General features: G+C 48.9%; 11 protein-coding genes. 7 read left to right on the forward strand and 4 right to left on the reverse strand.

Going from position 1 to position 13782, the window contains the following annotated elements; genetic code table 11:
- Positions 1-16: 16 nt before the first annotated feature.
- The 5 genes from ACYVFD_RS12615 (at position 17) to nfi (ending at position 5733) form a co-directional block, all read left to right on the forward strand.
- Positions 17-637 carry a hypothetical protein gene (locus ACYVFD_RS12615; RefSeq protein ID WP_461090448.1) on the forward strand — a complete coding sequence of 207 codons (621 nt, stop codon included), beginning with the start codon at positions 17-19 and terminating at the stop codon, positions 635-637.
- A 73-nt stretch (positions 638-710) separates the two neighbouring features.
- A complete protein-coding gene (locus ACYVFD_RS12620; protein ID WP_461090449.1) occupies positions 711-1862 on the forward strand; it encodes a helix-turn-helix domain-containing protein in 1152 nt (383 codons plus the stop codon).
- A 49-nt stretch (positions 1863-1911) separates the two neighbouring features.
- Positions 1912-3285, forward strand: coding sequence for a serine hydrolase (locus tag ACYVFD_RS12625; RefSeq protein ID WP_461090450.1), 1374 nt, complete (start codon positions 1912-1914; stop codon positions 3283-3285).
- Between the two features lie 120 nt (positions 3286-3405).
- Positions 3406-4926: a S41 family peptidase gene (locus ACYVFD_RS12630; RefSeq protein WP_461090451.1), complete on the forward strand. Its 1521-nt coding sequence runs from the start codon at positions 3406-3408 to the stop codon at positions 4924-4926.
- Positions 4927-5043: 117 nt separating this feature from the next.
- On the forward strand, positions 5044-5733 hold the full coding sequence (nfi, locus tag ACYVFD_RS12635; protein WP_461090452.1) for a deoxyribonuclease V: 690 nt from the start codon (positions 5044-5046) through the stop codon (positions 5731-5733).
- On the opposite strand, the gene cydB is transcribed toward nfi, so the two are convergent.
- Together cydB and ACYVFD_RS12645 are read right to left on the reverse strand one after the other, a co-directional pair.
- Positions 5730-6764, reverse strand: a complete 1035-nt coding sequence (gene cydB, locus ACYVFD_RS12640) for a cytochrome d ubiquinol oxidase subunit II (RefSeq protein WP_461090453.1) — start codon at positions 6762-6764, stop codon at positions 5730-5732. The two genes, nfi and cydB, sit on opposite strands and share 4 nt — an antisense overlap.
- Positions 6765-6843: 79 nt before the next feature.
- Positions 6844-8226 (reverse strand): cytochrome ubiquinol oxidase subunit I, encoded by a 1383-nt coding sequence (locus ACYVFD_RS12645; RefSeq protein WP_461090454.1) that lies wholly within the window; start codon positions 8224-8226, stop codon positions 6844-6846.
- Between the two features lie 179 nt (positions 8227-8405).
- On the opposite strand from ACYVFD_RS12645, the gene ACYVFD_RS12650 reads away from it, so the two are divergent.
- Together ACYVFD_RS12650 and ACYVFD_RS12655 are read left to right on the forward strand one after the other, a co-directional pair.
- Positions 8406-10451, forward strand: a complete 2046-nt coding sequence (locus tag ACYVFD_RS12650; protein ID WP_461090455.1) for a hypothetical protein — start codon at positions 8406-8408, stop codon at positions 10449-10451.
- A 110-nt stretch (positions 10452-10561) separates the two neighbouring features.
- Positions 10562-10909 carry a winged helix-turn-helix domain-containing protein gene (locus ACYVFD_RS12655; RefSeq protein ID WP_461090456.1) on the forward strand — a complete coding sequence of 116 codons (348 nt, stop codon included), beginning with the start codon at positions 10562-10564 and terminating at the stop codon, positions 10907-10909.
- A gap of 15 nt (positions 10910-10924) precedes the next feature.
- Here ACYVFD_RS12655 and ACYVFD_RS12660 read toward each other — a convergent pair whose 3' ends face one another.
- Both ACYVFD_RS12660 and ACYVFD_RS12665 read right to left on the reverse strand, forming a co-directional pair.
- Positions 10925-12133, reverse strand: coding sequence for a rhomboid family intramembrane serine protease (locus ACYVFD_RS12660; RefSeq protein ID WP_461090457.1), 1209 nt, complete (start codon positions 12131-12133; stop codon positions 10925-10927).
- A 240-nt stretch (positions 12134-12373) separates the two neighbouring features.
- Positions 12374-13738 carry a PQQ-dependent sugar dehydrogenase gene (locus ACYVFD_RS12665; RefSeq protein WP_461090458.1) on the reverse strand — a complete coding sequence of 455 codons (1365 nt, stop codon included), beginning with the start codon at positions 13736-13738 and terminating at the stop codon, positions 12374-12376.
- Positions 13739-13782: the final 44 nt, after the last annotated feature.

Genomic DNA, 13782 nt, shown 5'->3' on the forward strand with positions numbered 1-13782 from the left:
GTTTAATCCAGCTAGTATGCTATTTTTTGATTCATCGGTCAAGTTTTCGACAAAGGCGATCAAACTCGTACTGCCTTTGCTAGGCTTGTTGATGAGTGCCTGCGTTCCCGATTTCCTGCTGTCGGACCCCGACTGGGTGGTGATCGAAGCGGGTGAACATGAACCGAATCCAAAACGGAAAGTCGGTTTATTAATTAGTCCAAGCGAAGTATCGGCAACGGTTACGTTCGATAGCTCCTGCATTTATGATATTGGCAATGCCGATGCCGACGACTGGAACAAAGTGATCGGGCTGGGATTTGTCGGCTCGAAAGATCAGTCACTGGATGGTGTGCCCCCGCATCAGGTGGATGGCGCACGGGTAGGCTGGCGCTGGAATAAGCAACGGAATTGTATTGACCTGGGCGCTTATATTTATGTAGAAGGTCAACGGATCGATTTCAAAGTGGCTGAAGCGAAAATTAATACCCCTACCCGAATGGTCATTAAGATCGACTACGATCGTAAAGTGTATCAGGTACTTGGCGGGAAAACCGTTCCCTTTACGCACGATAAGACCTTTGCCTACAATACGGGGCTCTATTTTGGCGGGAACCAGCCAGCCCCCCACCGCATCCGCGTGAAAATTGAGGATTAGTTCATAACTTGCTCCTCCTCGTAGATTTATATGGGCCTATGGTGTCCTGATGTTTCCTCCTACGCGCTGTAGTATGAAAATTTCTCCCTTCGACCTCATTCTACTGTTGGGTAGCGTTCAGGGAGCAATTCTGGGCACATTATTATGGGTCAATAAAAAGGGGAATCCATTAGCTAACCGTCTGCTGGCTACGCTGATTGGCCTATTGGCGTCGATGAGTCTGGCCGTAGGTGCTCCTAATTTCAACCGGTGGTGGGGTTTGGCGATGGAGTTGCTTCCGCTTATCATGGCCATGCCTATTGGGCCACTCATTTATTTTTATACTAAATCGCTGCTAGATCCGACCTTCCAGATTGGCCAACGGGAACGGCGCCATTTTTACCCCGTTATCCTCGATCTGGGTGCGATGCTGATAGGCTGGGTATTTATAGTTGGGCTGGTATTCGGCTTTTTTGACCAGAAAAGCGGGCCTAAATGGGGAGCTATCATGGACGAATACAATACCTATGTTGATATTCCTCGCTGGCTTTCCGTCACGGTCTATCTTATCGTAACGAAACGGCTTATCAATCAAAACCAGGCTTCTGGCCAGCCTCATCAGGAACAACAGCATCTGCGCTGGCCAGGACAGTTTGTAAGTGTATTTCTGGTCTTTCAGGCCATATGGTTTATCCATCTGGTTCCTTATATCGTACCGGCATGGCGCGACCCGCTGCTGGACCGTTTCGGATGGTACCCCGTTTATATTCCAATCGCCATTCTAATTTACTGGTTGGGTTTCAAAGGCTATTTACATACGCGGTCTGAGCCATCCAGCAAATTGACGCTCAAGGCAACCGGATCAGACCTATCGTCCGATACAATTGACCGGGTAATGAATGCGCTTTCAAAGGCAATGGAGCAGGATAAGCTTTATTTAGACCCCGACTTAAGCGTCGATAAGTTAGGGCAGCACCTGCAACTCCCACCTAAGTTGATTTCGGCAGTTTTGAATCAACACGTCCGCAAAAATTTCAATGGATTCATCAACGAGTATCGTGTCGAGGAAGTAAAACGGCGGGTTCTCGATCCGGCCAATGACCATCTGACCTTAACGGGCATTGCGTTTGAATCGGGATTTAACTCTCAGGCTACTTTTCAGAGAACATTCAAACAACTGACAGGTGCTTCGCCGGGCGAGTACATCACCCAGCAAAAGAAAAAGTCCTCTCAAATCCCGATTTGAGAAGATTGAGTAGTGTTTTTCGAGCTGTTTTGCCCCAAAAACACGTGCTATGCGCTCCCTTTCGCAAATCCTTTCCATCCTGGCTTTTTATTGTCTTACGCTTCCGGTCAACGCCCAACCCGGTCTATCAACAGCCGAAAAGCTGGATGAATACCTCACAGTAGCCGCTCGTCATCATCGGTTCAACGGTACGGTGCTCGTTGCCAAACAAGGATCGGTTCTCCTTAAAAAAGGCTATGGCTGGCGGAATGCATCGAGTCAGATACCTAATGACTCTACTAGTATTTATCAATTGGGGTCTATCACCAAAACCTTTACAGCAGCGGCTATTCTGCAATTACAGGAGGAGAAAAAACTGTCGGTGACCGATAAAGTGAGTCAATATCTGCCCGATTACCCGAACGGTGACCAGATTACTATTGAACAGCTTTTTGCGCATACATCGGGCATTTATGACTATAAAGGCATACTGTACTCGAAAGATAGTCTGGAGTTTACCCGGCCTGTTACAAAAGAACGAGTCCTATCGACATTCAAAGACAAGCCCTTACAGAATAAACCAGGCAAAGAAGTTAACTACACCAATTCCGGCTATTTTTTGCTGGGGCTGATTATTGAGAAAGTAACCCAGCAACCGTTTGAAACTGTTATCAGAAAGCGATTCATCGAACCGATCCACCTCACTCGAACCGGTTTCGATTTCATCAATTTGAAACGGCCTGAGAAGACAACGGGTTATACGTACTGGAAAGATTCGGCTCTGGTAACGGTTCGACCGTTGGATTCAACGGCTGCCTATTCGGCTGGTGGTATGTATAGCTCAGTCGACGATTTATACCGGTGGGGACAGGCCATGCTCACCAACCAATTGCTGAAAGTCAATTCTAAGCGCCTTGCTTTAACCCCCATTAAACCGGGCAACTGGACATATGGCTGGGGGGTTAATCAATTTCAAAAAGGACAACAACTGGCCTTCCAGAACGGCAACTTACCTGGCTTTGCTACTTTCTTTGTCCTGATTCCGAAGGATGAAACAGTTCTGATTATGCTTGCCAATGTGGATAACACCTCCGACGCCACTACACTCGAACCGTTGCTGAAAGACCTGCTTTATATCACGTACGGAATGCCTTACCAGTTGCCGGTTAGCTTCAAAACCATTTCGGTAAGTGAATCCGTATTGAAAAAATATGTCGGCAGCTATCAATTAGTCCCTAATCGTATCCTGTCGATCACACTCGATAATCGGAAGCTTTTTCTGCAAGTGACGGGCCAGCCACGTTTTGAGATTTTCCCTTCCAGTGAAACCGATTTTTTCCTAAAAGCGGTAAACGCACAATTAACCTTCCAGAAAGACGCTGGCGGACGAGTCACACAAGTGATCGTGCATCAAAATGGCGATATCGTTGCAAAGCGCTTATAATCTCTTTTGAATCGCCAGAGCGCAAAGACGCAAAGAATAAAAATCAATCGTGTATTCTTAGCGCCTTCGCGCCCTGGCGATTCAAGACTATTCATCTTACCCCTAAAAACTACCGAATTCGTGCGATCTGTCTACAGCTTTCTCTTCGCTTTACTCACGTACTCGCTTACGGCTCAGCCCATCACTGATAGTCTCCAGACCAAAATTCTGCAACCCGCCGATATGCAGGCCGACTTCCGGTATTTCCGGCGTTTACTCGAAGAAACGCATCCGGGTTTGTATCGTTATACCCCTAAACCAGTCATGCAGACGAAGCTCGACAGTCTGGCCAGAACCTTAACCAAACCGATGCCTTTCTACGATTTTTTTCGACTAATTGAATCGCTCGTTGCCGATATTCGGTGTGCTCATACTCACGCACTTCCGACGAAAGAATGGCAAAGTGTATTTAACAACCGTTGGAAAACAATGCCTTTTTTCATGCTACCTATCCAGGGACGCTCCTATGTCCTGTTCAACGGAACAACTGACCAAACGATAAAACCCGGTTTTGAGCTGATTGGTATCAATGGCCAATCAATAGAACGTATCCGAGAGCAGGTTTACCGCTATCATTGGGACGATGGGTATATTCAACCATCGAAACAGGCGGCTTTTCAGGGTCAATTATTTACGCTGTTCTATTACTGGTTTGTTGAACGCCCTGATACCTACCATCTGACCTTCCGAAGCCTGACAGGTGACACAGTTCATATAGATGCTACTGCTCAACCGTTTCGAGAAACAGCAAAAGGATACAGAAAGAATCCGGTCAATAAGCAGATGCTGGCCTGGTATAACAAAAAACGTCCTAAACACCCCTGGCGCTTATCATTTCCTAACGATTTACCCCAAACGGCCCTATTACGCATTGATAGCTTTGGGGGCGAAGGAGCCAAAAGCAGCGATGAAGCGGTAGAAAAATTCAGGCAGTTTATGGATCGGTATATGGCAACAATGAAACAAAAGAAAACTCAGCATCTGATTGTCGATGTTCGAGCCAATCCCGGTGGCTGGGATAGCCAGGGCATTGAATTATTTACTTATCTGATGAAATCCGACTCGGCTGTCGCATATTACACCCGGCAACATAGTAGCACTGATAGTTCGGAGTTCCTCCAGTTTTCGGACCTGTCGAAAAATGATCTTAAGAACGTTAAAACCGAACTTATTCCTGAACTCGATGGCACGTTCACATTGAAACAAGGTGACTTGGGGCGCGGCCCCAGACGGTATATGCCAAAGCACAATCGATTTCGGGGGACTGTCTACATTCTACTCGATGGCCGAAGTGCCTCAACAACGTCCGAGTTTCTGGCGGTTGCCCATGCCAACAAGATCGGTGTATTTGTCGGTGAGGAAGCTGGTGGCGCTTATGAAGGTGGCAACGGCGGCAGTTTTATTCACCTAGAATTGCCCCATTCGAAAATCCAGGTAGGTACCCCTTTGTTATATTACGATAATGCCGTTGGGAACGTCGTAGTAAAAGGACGTGGTACTATACCCGACTATTCCGTTCCAATTACCCTTAACGATCTATTAAATCATACCGATAGCCAGCTTGACTTCGTCAAAAAACGAATTCGGGAGCAGACTAACTAGCCCATTTTTCTGCCAGGATTTGCAAGATGGAAGCGATAGACAATCTTGCAAATCCTGGCAGAAAAATAACTCTTTAGGCTTTTTAAGCGTTATCCTATTACACAAACTTACCCCAGCATGGCTACCTACCAACCCCTTCATGACTGGAATGTAACGCCTGCCGAAGCCGTCGCTTTACAACAGCAATTGCGCTCTCAGATACGGATTGAACCGTTATCGACCCCGCCCAAAACCATTGCTGGCTGCGACATCTCGTTCAATAAATTTGAAGAAACTGTGTATGCTGGTATCGTCGTATTACGGCTCGACACCCTGGAAACTATTGACGAAGCAGGCGTAGTCGGAACAGCTCCATTTCCCTATATTCCTGGATTGCTGTCTTTCCGCGAAATACCGGCCCTACTCAAAGCCTGGCAAACCTTACAGACCGAACCCGATGTGGTGATGTTCGACGGTCACGGTACGGCCCACCCCCGCCGAATTGGCATTGCCTCCCATGCGGGTCTTTTTCTGAACCGACCGACATTCGGCTGTGGCAAATCGGTGCTGGTGGGTAAGTACGAAGAGCCTGCGCTCGAGCGCGGTGCCTGGTCGCCCATGAGACATTACAACGAAGTAATTGGCGCTGCCCTGCGAACGAAAAACAAAGTCAACCCGGTCTATGTATCGCCCGGCCATCTGATCGATCTTGAAACAGCCATTGCCCTAACCCTTCAATGTGATGGGGGCTACCGTATTCCTGAACCGACCCGCCGGGCGCATAATCTGGTAAATGCTTTACGAAGAGGTGAACGGGTAATGGGTTAGTAACTGTGTTCTTCCAGCTTAACTTTCCCCCGGAAGGTCCAGAACATAAATACGGTATACGTGCCCACTAATGGCATCCCAATAGTGGCAAATAAGAGCATCGTTCGTAGCGAGCTGTCGGAGGAAGCGGCTTCGTAAATACTGATATTGCCTTTTGGATCAATGTTCGACAGGACCAGGTTCGGATATAAACCCATAGCAAAGAGAATCAGCAGTAGGGCCGTCGTAATGGAAGACGAGATAAATCCACGTCGATATTGCCGCTTTTCGATGCTCCTGCGAATGTTAAGCACGATCAGCACGGCCGCCATTGGCAGTACAAATAGCTCAGGATGCGCTTTGAAAATACTGGTCATGTGCGGCACATAAATCAGGGTCGCGTTGGATGTAGCGATGAAGCACAGAATGAAAAACTTGCTGGTGTTATTGGCAATGATCGTCAGTCGGGCATAGAGTCGATCTTCGGTTTTCATGAGTAGATACATGGCCCCATGCATCATAAACAGCGACAAAACGGTGATGGCGATCAGTCCGGCATACGGATTGAAAAAGTCGCGCAAACGCCCAACAAACTCATGATTCGCGTTTAATGGCAATCCCTGAATAAGATTACCCAGAACAAGCCCAAGCAGCAACGAAATGACAATGCTGGAGACGCAGTAGCTAGTATCCCAGAGCTGGTGCCACCAACGCATGGTTTCCTTACTCCGAAATTCGATGGAAATAGCCCGGAAAATCAGCGCGACCAAAAACAGAATAAATGGCAGATAAAACACCGACAGAATGGTGCCATACACCAGCGGAAAGGCAGCAAACAAAGCACCGGCGCCAATTACCAGCCACACCTCATTGCCATCCCAGACCGGTCCAATGGCATTAAGCGCAATCCGGCGGCTCTGCTCCTTCCGGAAGAATAAATGCAAAGCCCCAGCTCCTAAATCGAAGCCATCCAAAATTCCATAGCCAGTGATCAGTGCCCCTATCAGCAAAAACCACCAGGTAGGAAGGTCTATTCCGAGAACGGTATCCATAGGCTTAATTTTGAATGAGTGAATGATAGAATGATTGAATAGGCTGACGCCAGCAAAACTTATTCGATCATTCTATCATTCACTCATTGAGAATTGGAGAAAACGACGGGTTCATGCGTGACGAGGTTTCGCCATTATGGGCTACATCGGGTCCGTGTTGTATTTTTTTATTGAGTAAGTACAGAAACAGGCCAAACAGCATGATGTAGATCAGCGTGAACAGGATGAGGGAGGCCAGTACATGTTCGGCTTTTACGGCCTGCGACAGTGCATCCGATGTTCGAAGCAATCCATACACGACCCAAGGTTGCCGACCAACTTCGGCCGTATACCAGCCCACCTGATTCGCGATCTGAGGCAGCAACACCGCAACGACAAAGACCTGCATGAGCCAACGGGTTTCGAACAACTTTTTTCGGTATAGCATGAACAGACCAAAAAGCGTCAGAGCTATGAGCGTCATACCAATGGCAACCATCAGGTGATAGGTTTGAAAGACGAAATTGATAGCCGTCGGACGGTTTTCGGGTTTGAAACTGTTCAGGCCGGGGATGGGCGCTTTAAAATCCTGATGCACCAGAAACGAAAGGCCACCCGGAATTTTCAGGCCGGTTGTTTTCTGCTCTTTAGCGTTTACCCAGCCCAGCAAGTACATGTCGGCCGGGGCCGATTTGTCAAAGTGCCCTTCCATCGTTGCCAGCTTAGCCGGTTGGTATTTTGTAACGACCTCCGCTGACCTGTGCCCGGTAAATAACTGCCCCAGAGCCGATACTCCCGCAACCCAGAGGGCAATACGAAAAGCCGCCTGTGCATGTTCCTTGTATTTATTTTTCAGAATATACCAGGCGCTGACACTCAACACCAGAAACGAACCTGCTAATAACGCCCCAATCAGCACATGCGAATACCGTTCGATGGACGAAGGGTTCAAAACCATATCCCAGAAGTTGGTCACGATGGCGCGAGCCCGCATACCTTCACCCTCAATCCGATAACCCGACGGCGTTTGCTGCCAGGAATTCGCGACGACAATCCAGAGCGCCGAAAAAATGGACCCCAGCGCCACCAGAACCGTAGCCATGAAGTGAACGCGAGGACTTACTTTGTTCCAGCCAAACAACAGGATTCCCAGAAAAGCCGATTCCAGCGCAAAGGCAAAGATTCCCTCGGCAGCCAGTGCCGACCCGAAAATGTCGCCCACATAGCGGGAATAGACAGCCCAGTTGGTGCCAAACTCAAATTCCATGACGATGCCGGTCGCTACGCCAATGCCAAAAATCAGGGCAAAAATGCGAACCCAGAAGCGGGTCAATTCTTCGTAAACTTTATCCTTTGTTTTCAGAAAAAGCCCTTCCATTATGACCAGGCAAACGCCTAACCCAATACTCAGAGGAGGGTATATGTAATGAAACGCAATGGTGAAGGCAAACTGAATGCGGGAGAGTAATTCAACGTTGTCCATAACCATAATGATAGCGGGGACAAATCGCCGTGGTCGCAGACAGGCCGTGCGATTAAGGGCGAACAGGGCGAGAGAACTATCGGCCGAAAGGTACAACCCACAGCGCAAAACAGCCAGATATACAGGAGATTTTTTGATAAATAGTTCTTTACGCTACAATCTGCCGTATCATTCCTTTCATGAAACCTGTACCCAATTCACAAAACATCCGGCACCGCTTCCGCAACTACCTGGTGGCCTTCTACCAAACGCAGCGAAATGCGTTTGTGGTCCTGCTCACCCTGCTGCTGGCGCTTTATATTCTGACAGGTCCCGACCAGGCCACCGACATGATCAATGCGGTAATTTATACGGGCGTATTCAGTCGACTTTTTCAGTTTATTCTCTTTAGCGCTTTCATCTGGAGTTGGGTGGTTTATACCAGTACCCGTTTGATTCTATACATTTCACCGGTTGGGCTTCAACTTACCGACGAATGCATCTGGCTCCTCCGCTGGCTTCCAAAAATTGGGGGCCTGGTACCTACGCTGATTCTGGCCTATGCCTTTCGGCAGCCCGACCAATGGCAACCGTATCTACTATTGCTGGAAAGTGGTTTGTTACTGTTTCTGTTCCTGAAAGCGGAACAAAACATCCCGATTTTTGCCTTGCCCGCCCATTGGGAAACCTCTGATGCGTATACGTCGCTGAAGCACGACATTCAGGTGCTGTGGCAACATCGCTTTAGCCGATATGTACTCCTAACCAACTTCGGCCTGACCGTTTTTTTACTCTTCCTGTTCAGCCTACCCGTCGAACTGGGTATTGCCCGGCAATTGCGCCCTACCGCCGTTATCATCTTTGGTATTACCGTAATTACTTTTTGGGGAAGCTTACTGGTTTACCTAAACGATTACCGCTACCGACCGCTTATTTTAGTGGTGATCGTATATAGTGTACTGGCCAGCATTCTTAACGACAATACTGCCGTTCGACGGTCGATTGGCAGATCAATACCGCCTATCAGTCAACGCCCAACCGTCGACGCGCATTTTCGGCAATGGGTAGAAGCCCGTAAGCAGGAAGATCGGGATACAATTCCGCTGGTATTGGTTGCGGCCGAAGGTGGGGGCATCCGAGCCTTAAACTGGACAGCCGAAACCCTTATTCGGCTCGACTCCATCATTCCGGGCTTTAGTCGTCATGTGTATGCACTGAGTGGTGTGTCGGGCGGTGGAGTTGGTACGGTATTTTACACGGCCTTTCTGCGCGATTTCATCGAAACCCAGCGCGTTGGTCAGTTCGAGCAGTTTCGGAAAGTGATCCGCGATGATTATTTGTCGCCTGTATCCGTAGCCTTGCTTTTCCCGGATGCCGTTCAGCGATTGTTACCCTTTCCCGTCGCCCCCCTGGAACGGGCCAAATGGCTCGAAGATTCCTGGGCGGTTTCATATCGCAACAACCTCAACATAAACACACTGGACTCTTCCTTAACGGCTCTCTACCAGACGAAAACTGGTTACAATTACAACCTACCTTCGCTATTACTGAACGGAACAATGGCCGAATCGGGCCAGAAAATTATCACGTCGAACCTGAAACTCGATCCGCACTATTTTACCGATGTGGTATCGACGCTGGATGTACTGGGTTCGGATGTACCGCTCAAAACAGCGGCATCGCTCTGTAGCCGCTTTCCGATCGTTACTAATGGTGCACTGATCCAGCGAGATTCGGTCGATAGGGATGGCAGGAAACAACGGTACGGCGGGCATGTGGTGGATGGTGGCTACTTCGACAATTCGGGCGTTGAAACCTGCATTCAATTGCTCAATAACCTGGTCCCTTCGATTCGGAAGCTGGATACTATCGACCATGTTATCGTGGTTCCCTATATTCTCTTCATCAAAAATAGCAGCACCGACAGTCAGCTTCCGCATAAAAAATCGGTATTGCAGGAAGTGCAGGTGCCCTTACTGGCCTTTTTCAACGCCTGGGACAACGGTTCCAATACCCGTGATAAAATGTTCGGCTCATTCATGGATCGATTTGCTAATCCGAAAACCAATTACCTGACGCTCCGGCTGGCCTATAACGATAAGTATCCGTTAGGCTGGTTTCTTTCCGACAGTATGGCCCGTAGCCTAAGTCGACAGGCCAAAGACTCAATCAGTTTGAAGAATAAAGAGCTGGTCCGATTGAAAAGTACGTTCCGCCGATTGGGCGTCGTACGCATGGCGAAGTAGACGATTAGATAATGCTCAGGGCATTGTGCTGTATTGTGCTGCCAGACGAGAGCATCTGACAGCACAAATAAGAAACTAGCGTATTTTTGCTCTGCACTGTCAACTCTGTAATGAACATTCGCATTAACGGCCGCATCTGGCTCGAAACGACATCGGCTGATTCGGTCGACCGGTTTATGGGTATTGGTCGGCTCGAACTGCTGGAGCACATTCGACAAACCGGCTCTATCAATCAGGCGGCCAAAGCCATGAATATGTCGTATAAACGCGCCTGGGATCTGGTTCAGTCCATGAACACACAGGCTGAATCCCCCTTGGTATCGACGCAGACGGGTGGTGAAAAAGGGGGCGGCACGATCATAACTGAAACGGGTCAGAAATACCTCACTTACTATCGTGGTCTTCACGAACGATTTCAAACATTCATAGAGGCCGAATTGGCTAAGCTGCCGGTATGATCATCGCTTCTTTTTTCACTTGGACTTCGGGTTCTTTTTCAACTGGTTCAGAACCGTTTCGATGCGTCGATCAATATCTTCGATCTGTTTGTCGTATATATGGGTTGTATCGGTAAGCGACCGTCCTATAAGGTTGAAACTATTGATTCGCAGCGTGCTATACTGACGTAACAGCTTATTTCGATCACGATATTTATCAGGCAATTCGAGTTTATCGACCTCATCCAGCACAGTAGCGGCCTGTTTCCAGGCAACAATTCCTTTCTCATTTATGGCTTTGGCCACACCCGATGCAGGTGTGTTGCGGGGCAATTGAAAAATTGACATGGCTTCTTTTTCCAACTCGCCAAATCGGGTCATGAGCCGATCATACTCAGCATAGGGATTTGAGGTAGTTTTGTACACAACTCCGGCCACAACAAGTATTATGGCTGTTGGAATCAGCATAGGCCACAAAACCGGGCTACCCCTTCGACTGGGATGTAGTGCAGCAAAATAGAACGCATAGCCAAACATCACCCCTGCCAATAGACCACCTATATGGGCCGCATTGTCGATACCAGACTGTAGGCCAAACAGCAGGTTATAGCCCATAAAAATCAGAACACTTCTCAGTAAGGAACGACGGGTTTCGGCCTCGAGCCAATTGGTTGTTAATAGTGCAAAGAATACGCCATATAACCCGAATATAGCGCCCGAAGCTCCGGCTCCCAGGACAATATCGTGCCACCAAAGACTTACCACACTACCCAGCAACCCGGCCATCAAATACACACCAATGAACAGACGGCTACCCAGCACCGATTCGATAACCATCCCAATCTGAGTCAGTGCGTACATGTTGAACAGCAGGTGAAGAATACCAATATGCAGAAAACAACTGCTCAGCAATCGCCAGGGCTGCCCGTCAAGCGTTAGTGGGGTATAGTTGGCTCCCCATCGAATAAGCGCATCACCGGCCGGTTGCAGAATATTGACGCCCGTTACCGCCATCAGTAAAAAGACGCCCACATTCAGCCAGATCAGCACAGGGGTTACTGTATATCCTGGAGCAGGTTTGAGCAGATCAAGTGGATTAGCCTTTTCATCTTGTAGAGGTTCCTGACTGAAAGCCTGCTCACGTTGATAAGCGGCCTCTGGCGAATCAGTCTGATCAGACGGAAAACCTTCTTCTGTAGGCTTAGGCTTCTCTGGGTTAGGCGACTCAGGAAATTCGTTGGTCATACTCGTTGGTGGGATTAGCGAGAAAGATTATGCTGGCAATATAGTAACGCAAAACGACCTGCTTAGCGCACAATTCCAGCCCAGCTCGTCCGCGATTGCATCGCGGATGCATGAGGTTCGCGTCTGCGACGCGATTACAAGAATACTGAATGGTTCGTGAACTAGAAATCCTGTTGTTCGCGTCGCAGACGCGGTCCTCGCTCGTCCGCGATGCAATTGCGGACGAGCGAGGACTCTACCTTACCGCTTTGCTGAATACATGACCCGCCAGACTTTTCCTTTTACCGAATCGCTAATGTACAGCGAGCCATCGGGGCCCTGCGCTAAGCCAACCGGACGGGCAACAGCATCGCCGGGGCTGGCAAGATCGAGTTTACCAGCGTTGACACTGGTACCGGGCGTACCCTGTTCCGCCACGCCGGCAAAATTCTCCGCAAACACTTCGTATTTACCCGACGGACGCCCATCGCTCCCGAAGGGAATAAAAGCGACGAAATACCCACCCTGTTTCAGCGGAGCTCGGTTCCAGGAGCCGTGGAAACAGACGAACGCGCCGTTTTTATAGCGAGCCGGAAATTGCGTACCCGTATAAAACAATAAATCATTGGGAGCCCAATGGCCTGGAAAAGCCATTATGGGTTTGTCTTTTCCGGCGCAACGGTCCTGCTTGGTCCCATCGCCACCATACTCAGGAGCCAGGAATTTTTTACCCCTGCCATTGTCATAATAGCAGTAAGGCCAGCCAAAATCTGAGCCTTCTTTTACCATCAGAAACTCTTCAGAAGGCAGTTCGGCACTTACTTCATCGGTAAATACACCACCCCAGTTGTTCAGATTGTCGCGGCCATGCTGTAAGGCGTAGAGCGTATTGGTTGCCTTATTCCAGTCGAGGGCCACAGCATTCCGAATGCCGGTCGCATACCGCTTGCCATCGGCCTTATGTTGATTCATTTTATTGGCATCGAACTGCCAGATGCCACCATATTCTTCCAGAATGGGGCAAGGGTCCATGCCCATCGAGCCTTTCTGACGATCTTTCTCCTGGCAGGCATTAGACGGGGCACCGAAGTTGACAAACAACTTACCATCGGGCGAAATGGTCAGGGATTTACTGGCGTGCTGGCGCTGTAAGGTCAGACCCGTGACAATGGGTTCGGCCGGGCTGGTTTCCATCACCTTACCATTGGTCAGTTTGTAGCGGTATACCGACGTATCGGACGACGCATACAGGTAGCCATTGTAGATGTCCATGCCGGTACCGGTATTATTCCCAAACATAGCCGTTTGGTCGGCTACGCCATCGCCATTCGTATCGCTGAGCTGAACAATACCTTTGCCGCTATTGAGCTTTTCCAGCTTCACAAACACTGTTCCGGTATTGCTCACAATGACGTGACGGGCTTTGCCCAGATTATCGGCAAAAACCGTTGCCCGAAAGCCATTTTCCAGTTTAATACCTCCATTTTCAGGGGGAGTAACTGGTCGGGCCGAGACGGACTTCCTGCCCGAAACAGGTCTGGATTTTACTGGATTGCCTGGAAAGGCACTCACTGCTCCGGCGGAGGCTATGGTTATACAGGAGACCAGTAACAAGGTCGATTTCATAAGGGTAGTTTTTGTTGACAGGATGTATTGATGATGTCCACAGC

Source organism: Spirosoma gilvum (assembly GCF_054776815.1).

Coding starts and splice junctions, on each gene's coding strand:
- ACYVFD_RS12615 (WP_461090448.1), top strand. CDS start 17: ATGCTATTTTTTGATTCATCGGTCAAGTTTTCGACAAAGGCGATCAAA.
- ACYVFD_RS12620 (WP_461090449.1), top strand. CDS start 711: ATGAAAATTTCTCCCTTCGACCTCATTCTACTGTTGGGTAGCGTTCAG.
- ACYVFD_RS12625 (WP_461090450.1), top strand. CDS start 1,912: ATGCGCTCCCTTTCGCAAATCCTTTCCATCCTGGCTTTTTATTGTCTT.
- nfi (WP_461090452.1), top strand. CDS start 5,044: ATGGCTACCTACCAACCCCTTCATGACTGGAATGTAACGCCTGCCGAA.
- cydB (WP_461090453.1), bottom strand. CDS start 6,764: ATGGATACCGTTCTCGGAATAGACCTTCCTACCTGGTGGTTTTTGCTG.
- ACYVFD_RS12645 (WP_461090454.1), bottom strand. CDS start 8,226: ATGGACAACGTTGAATTACTCTCCCGCATTCAGTTTGCCTTCACCATT.
- ACYVFD_RS12650 (WP_461090455.1), top strand. CDS start 8,406: ATGAAACCTGTACCCAATTCACAAAACATCCGGCACCGCTTCCGCAAC.
- ACYVFD_RS12655 (WP_461090456.1), top strand. CDS start 10,562: ATGAACATTCGCATTAACGGCCGCATCTGGCTCGAAACGACATCGGCT.
- ACYVFD_RS12660 (WP_461090457.1), bottom strand. CDS start 12,133: ATGACCAACGAATTTCCTGAGTCGCCTAACCCAGAGAAGCCTAAGCCT.
- ACYVFD_RS12665 (WP_461090458.1), bottom strand. CDS start 13,738: ATGAAATCGACCTTGTTACTGGTCTCCTGTATAACCATAGCCTCCGCC.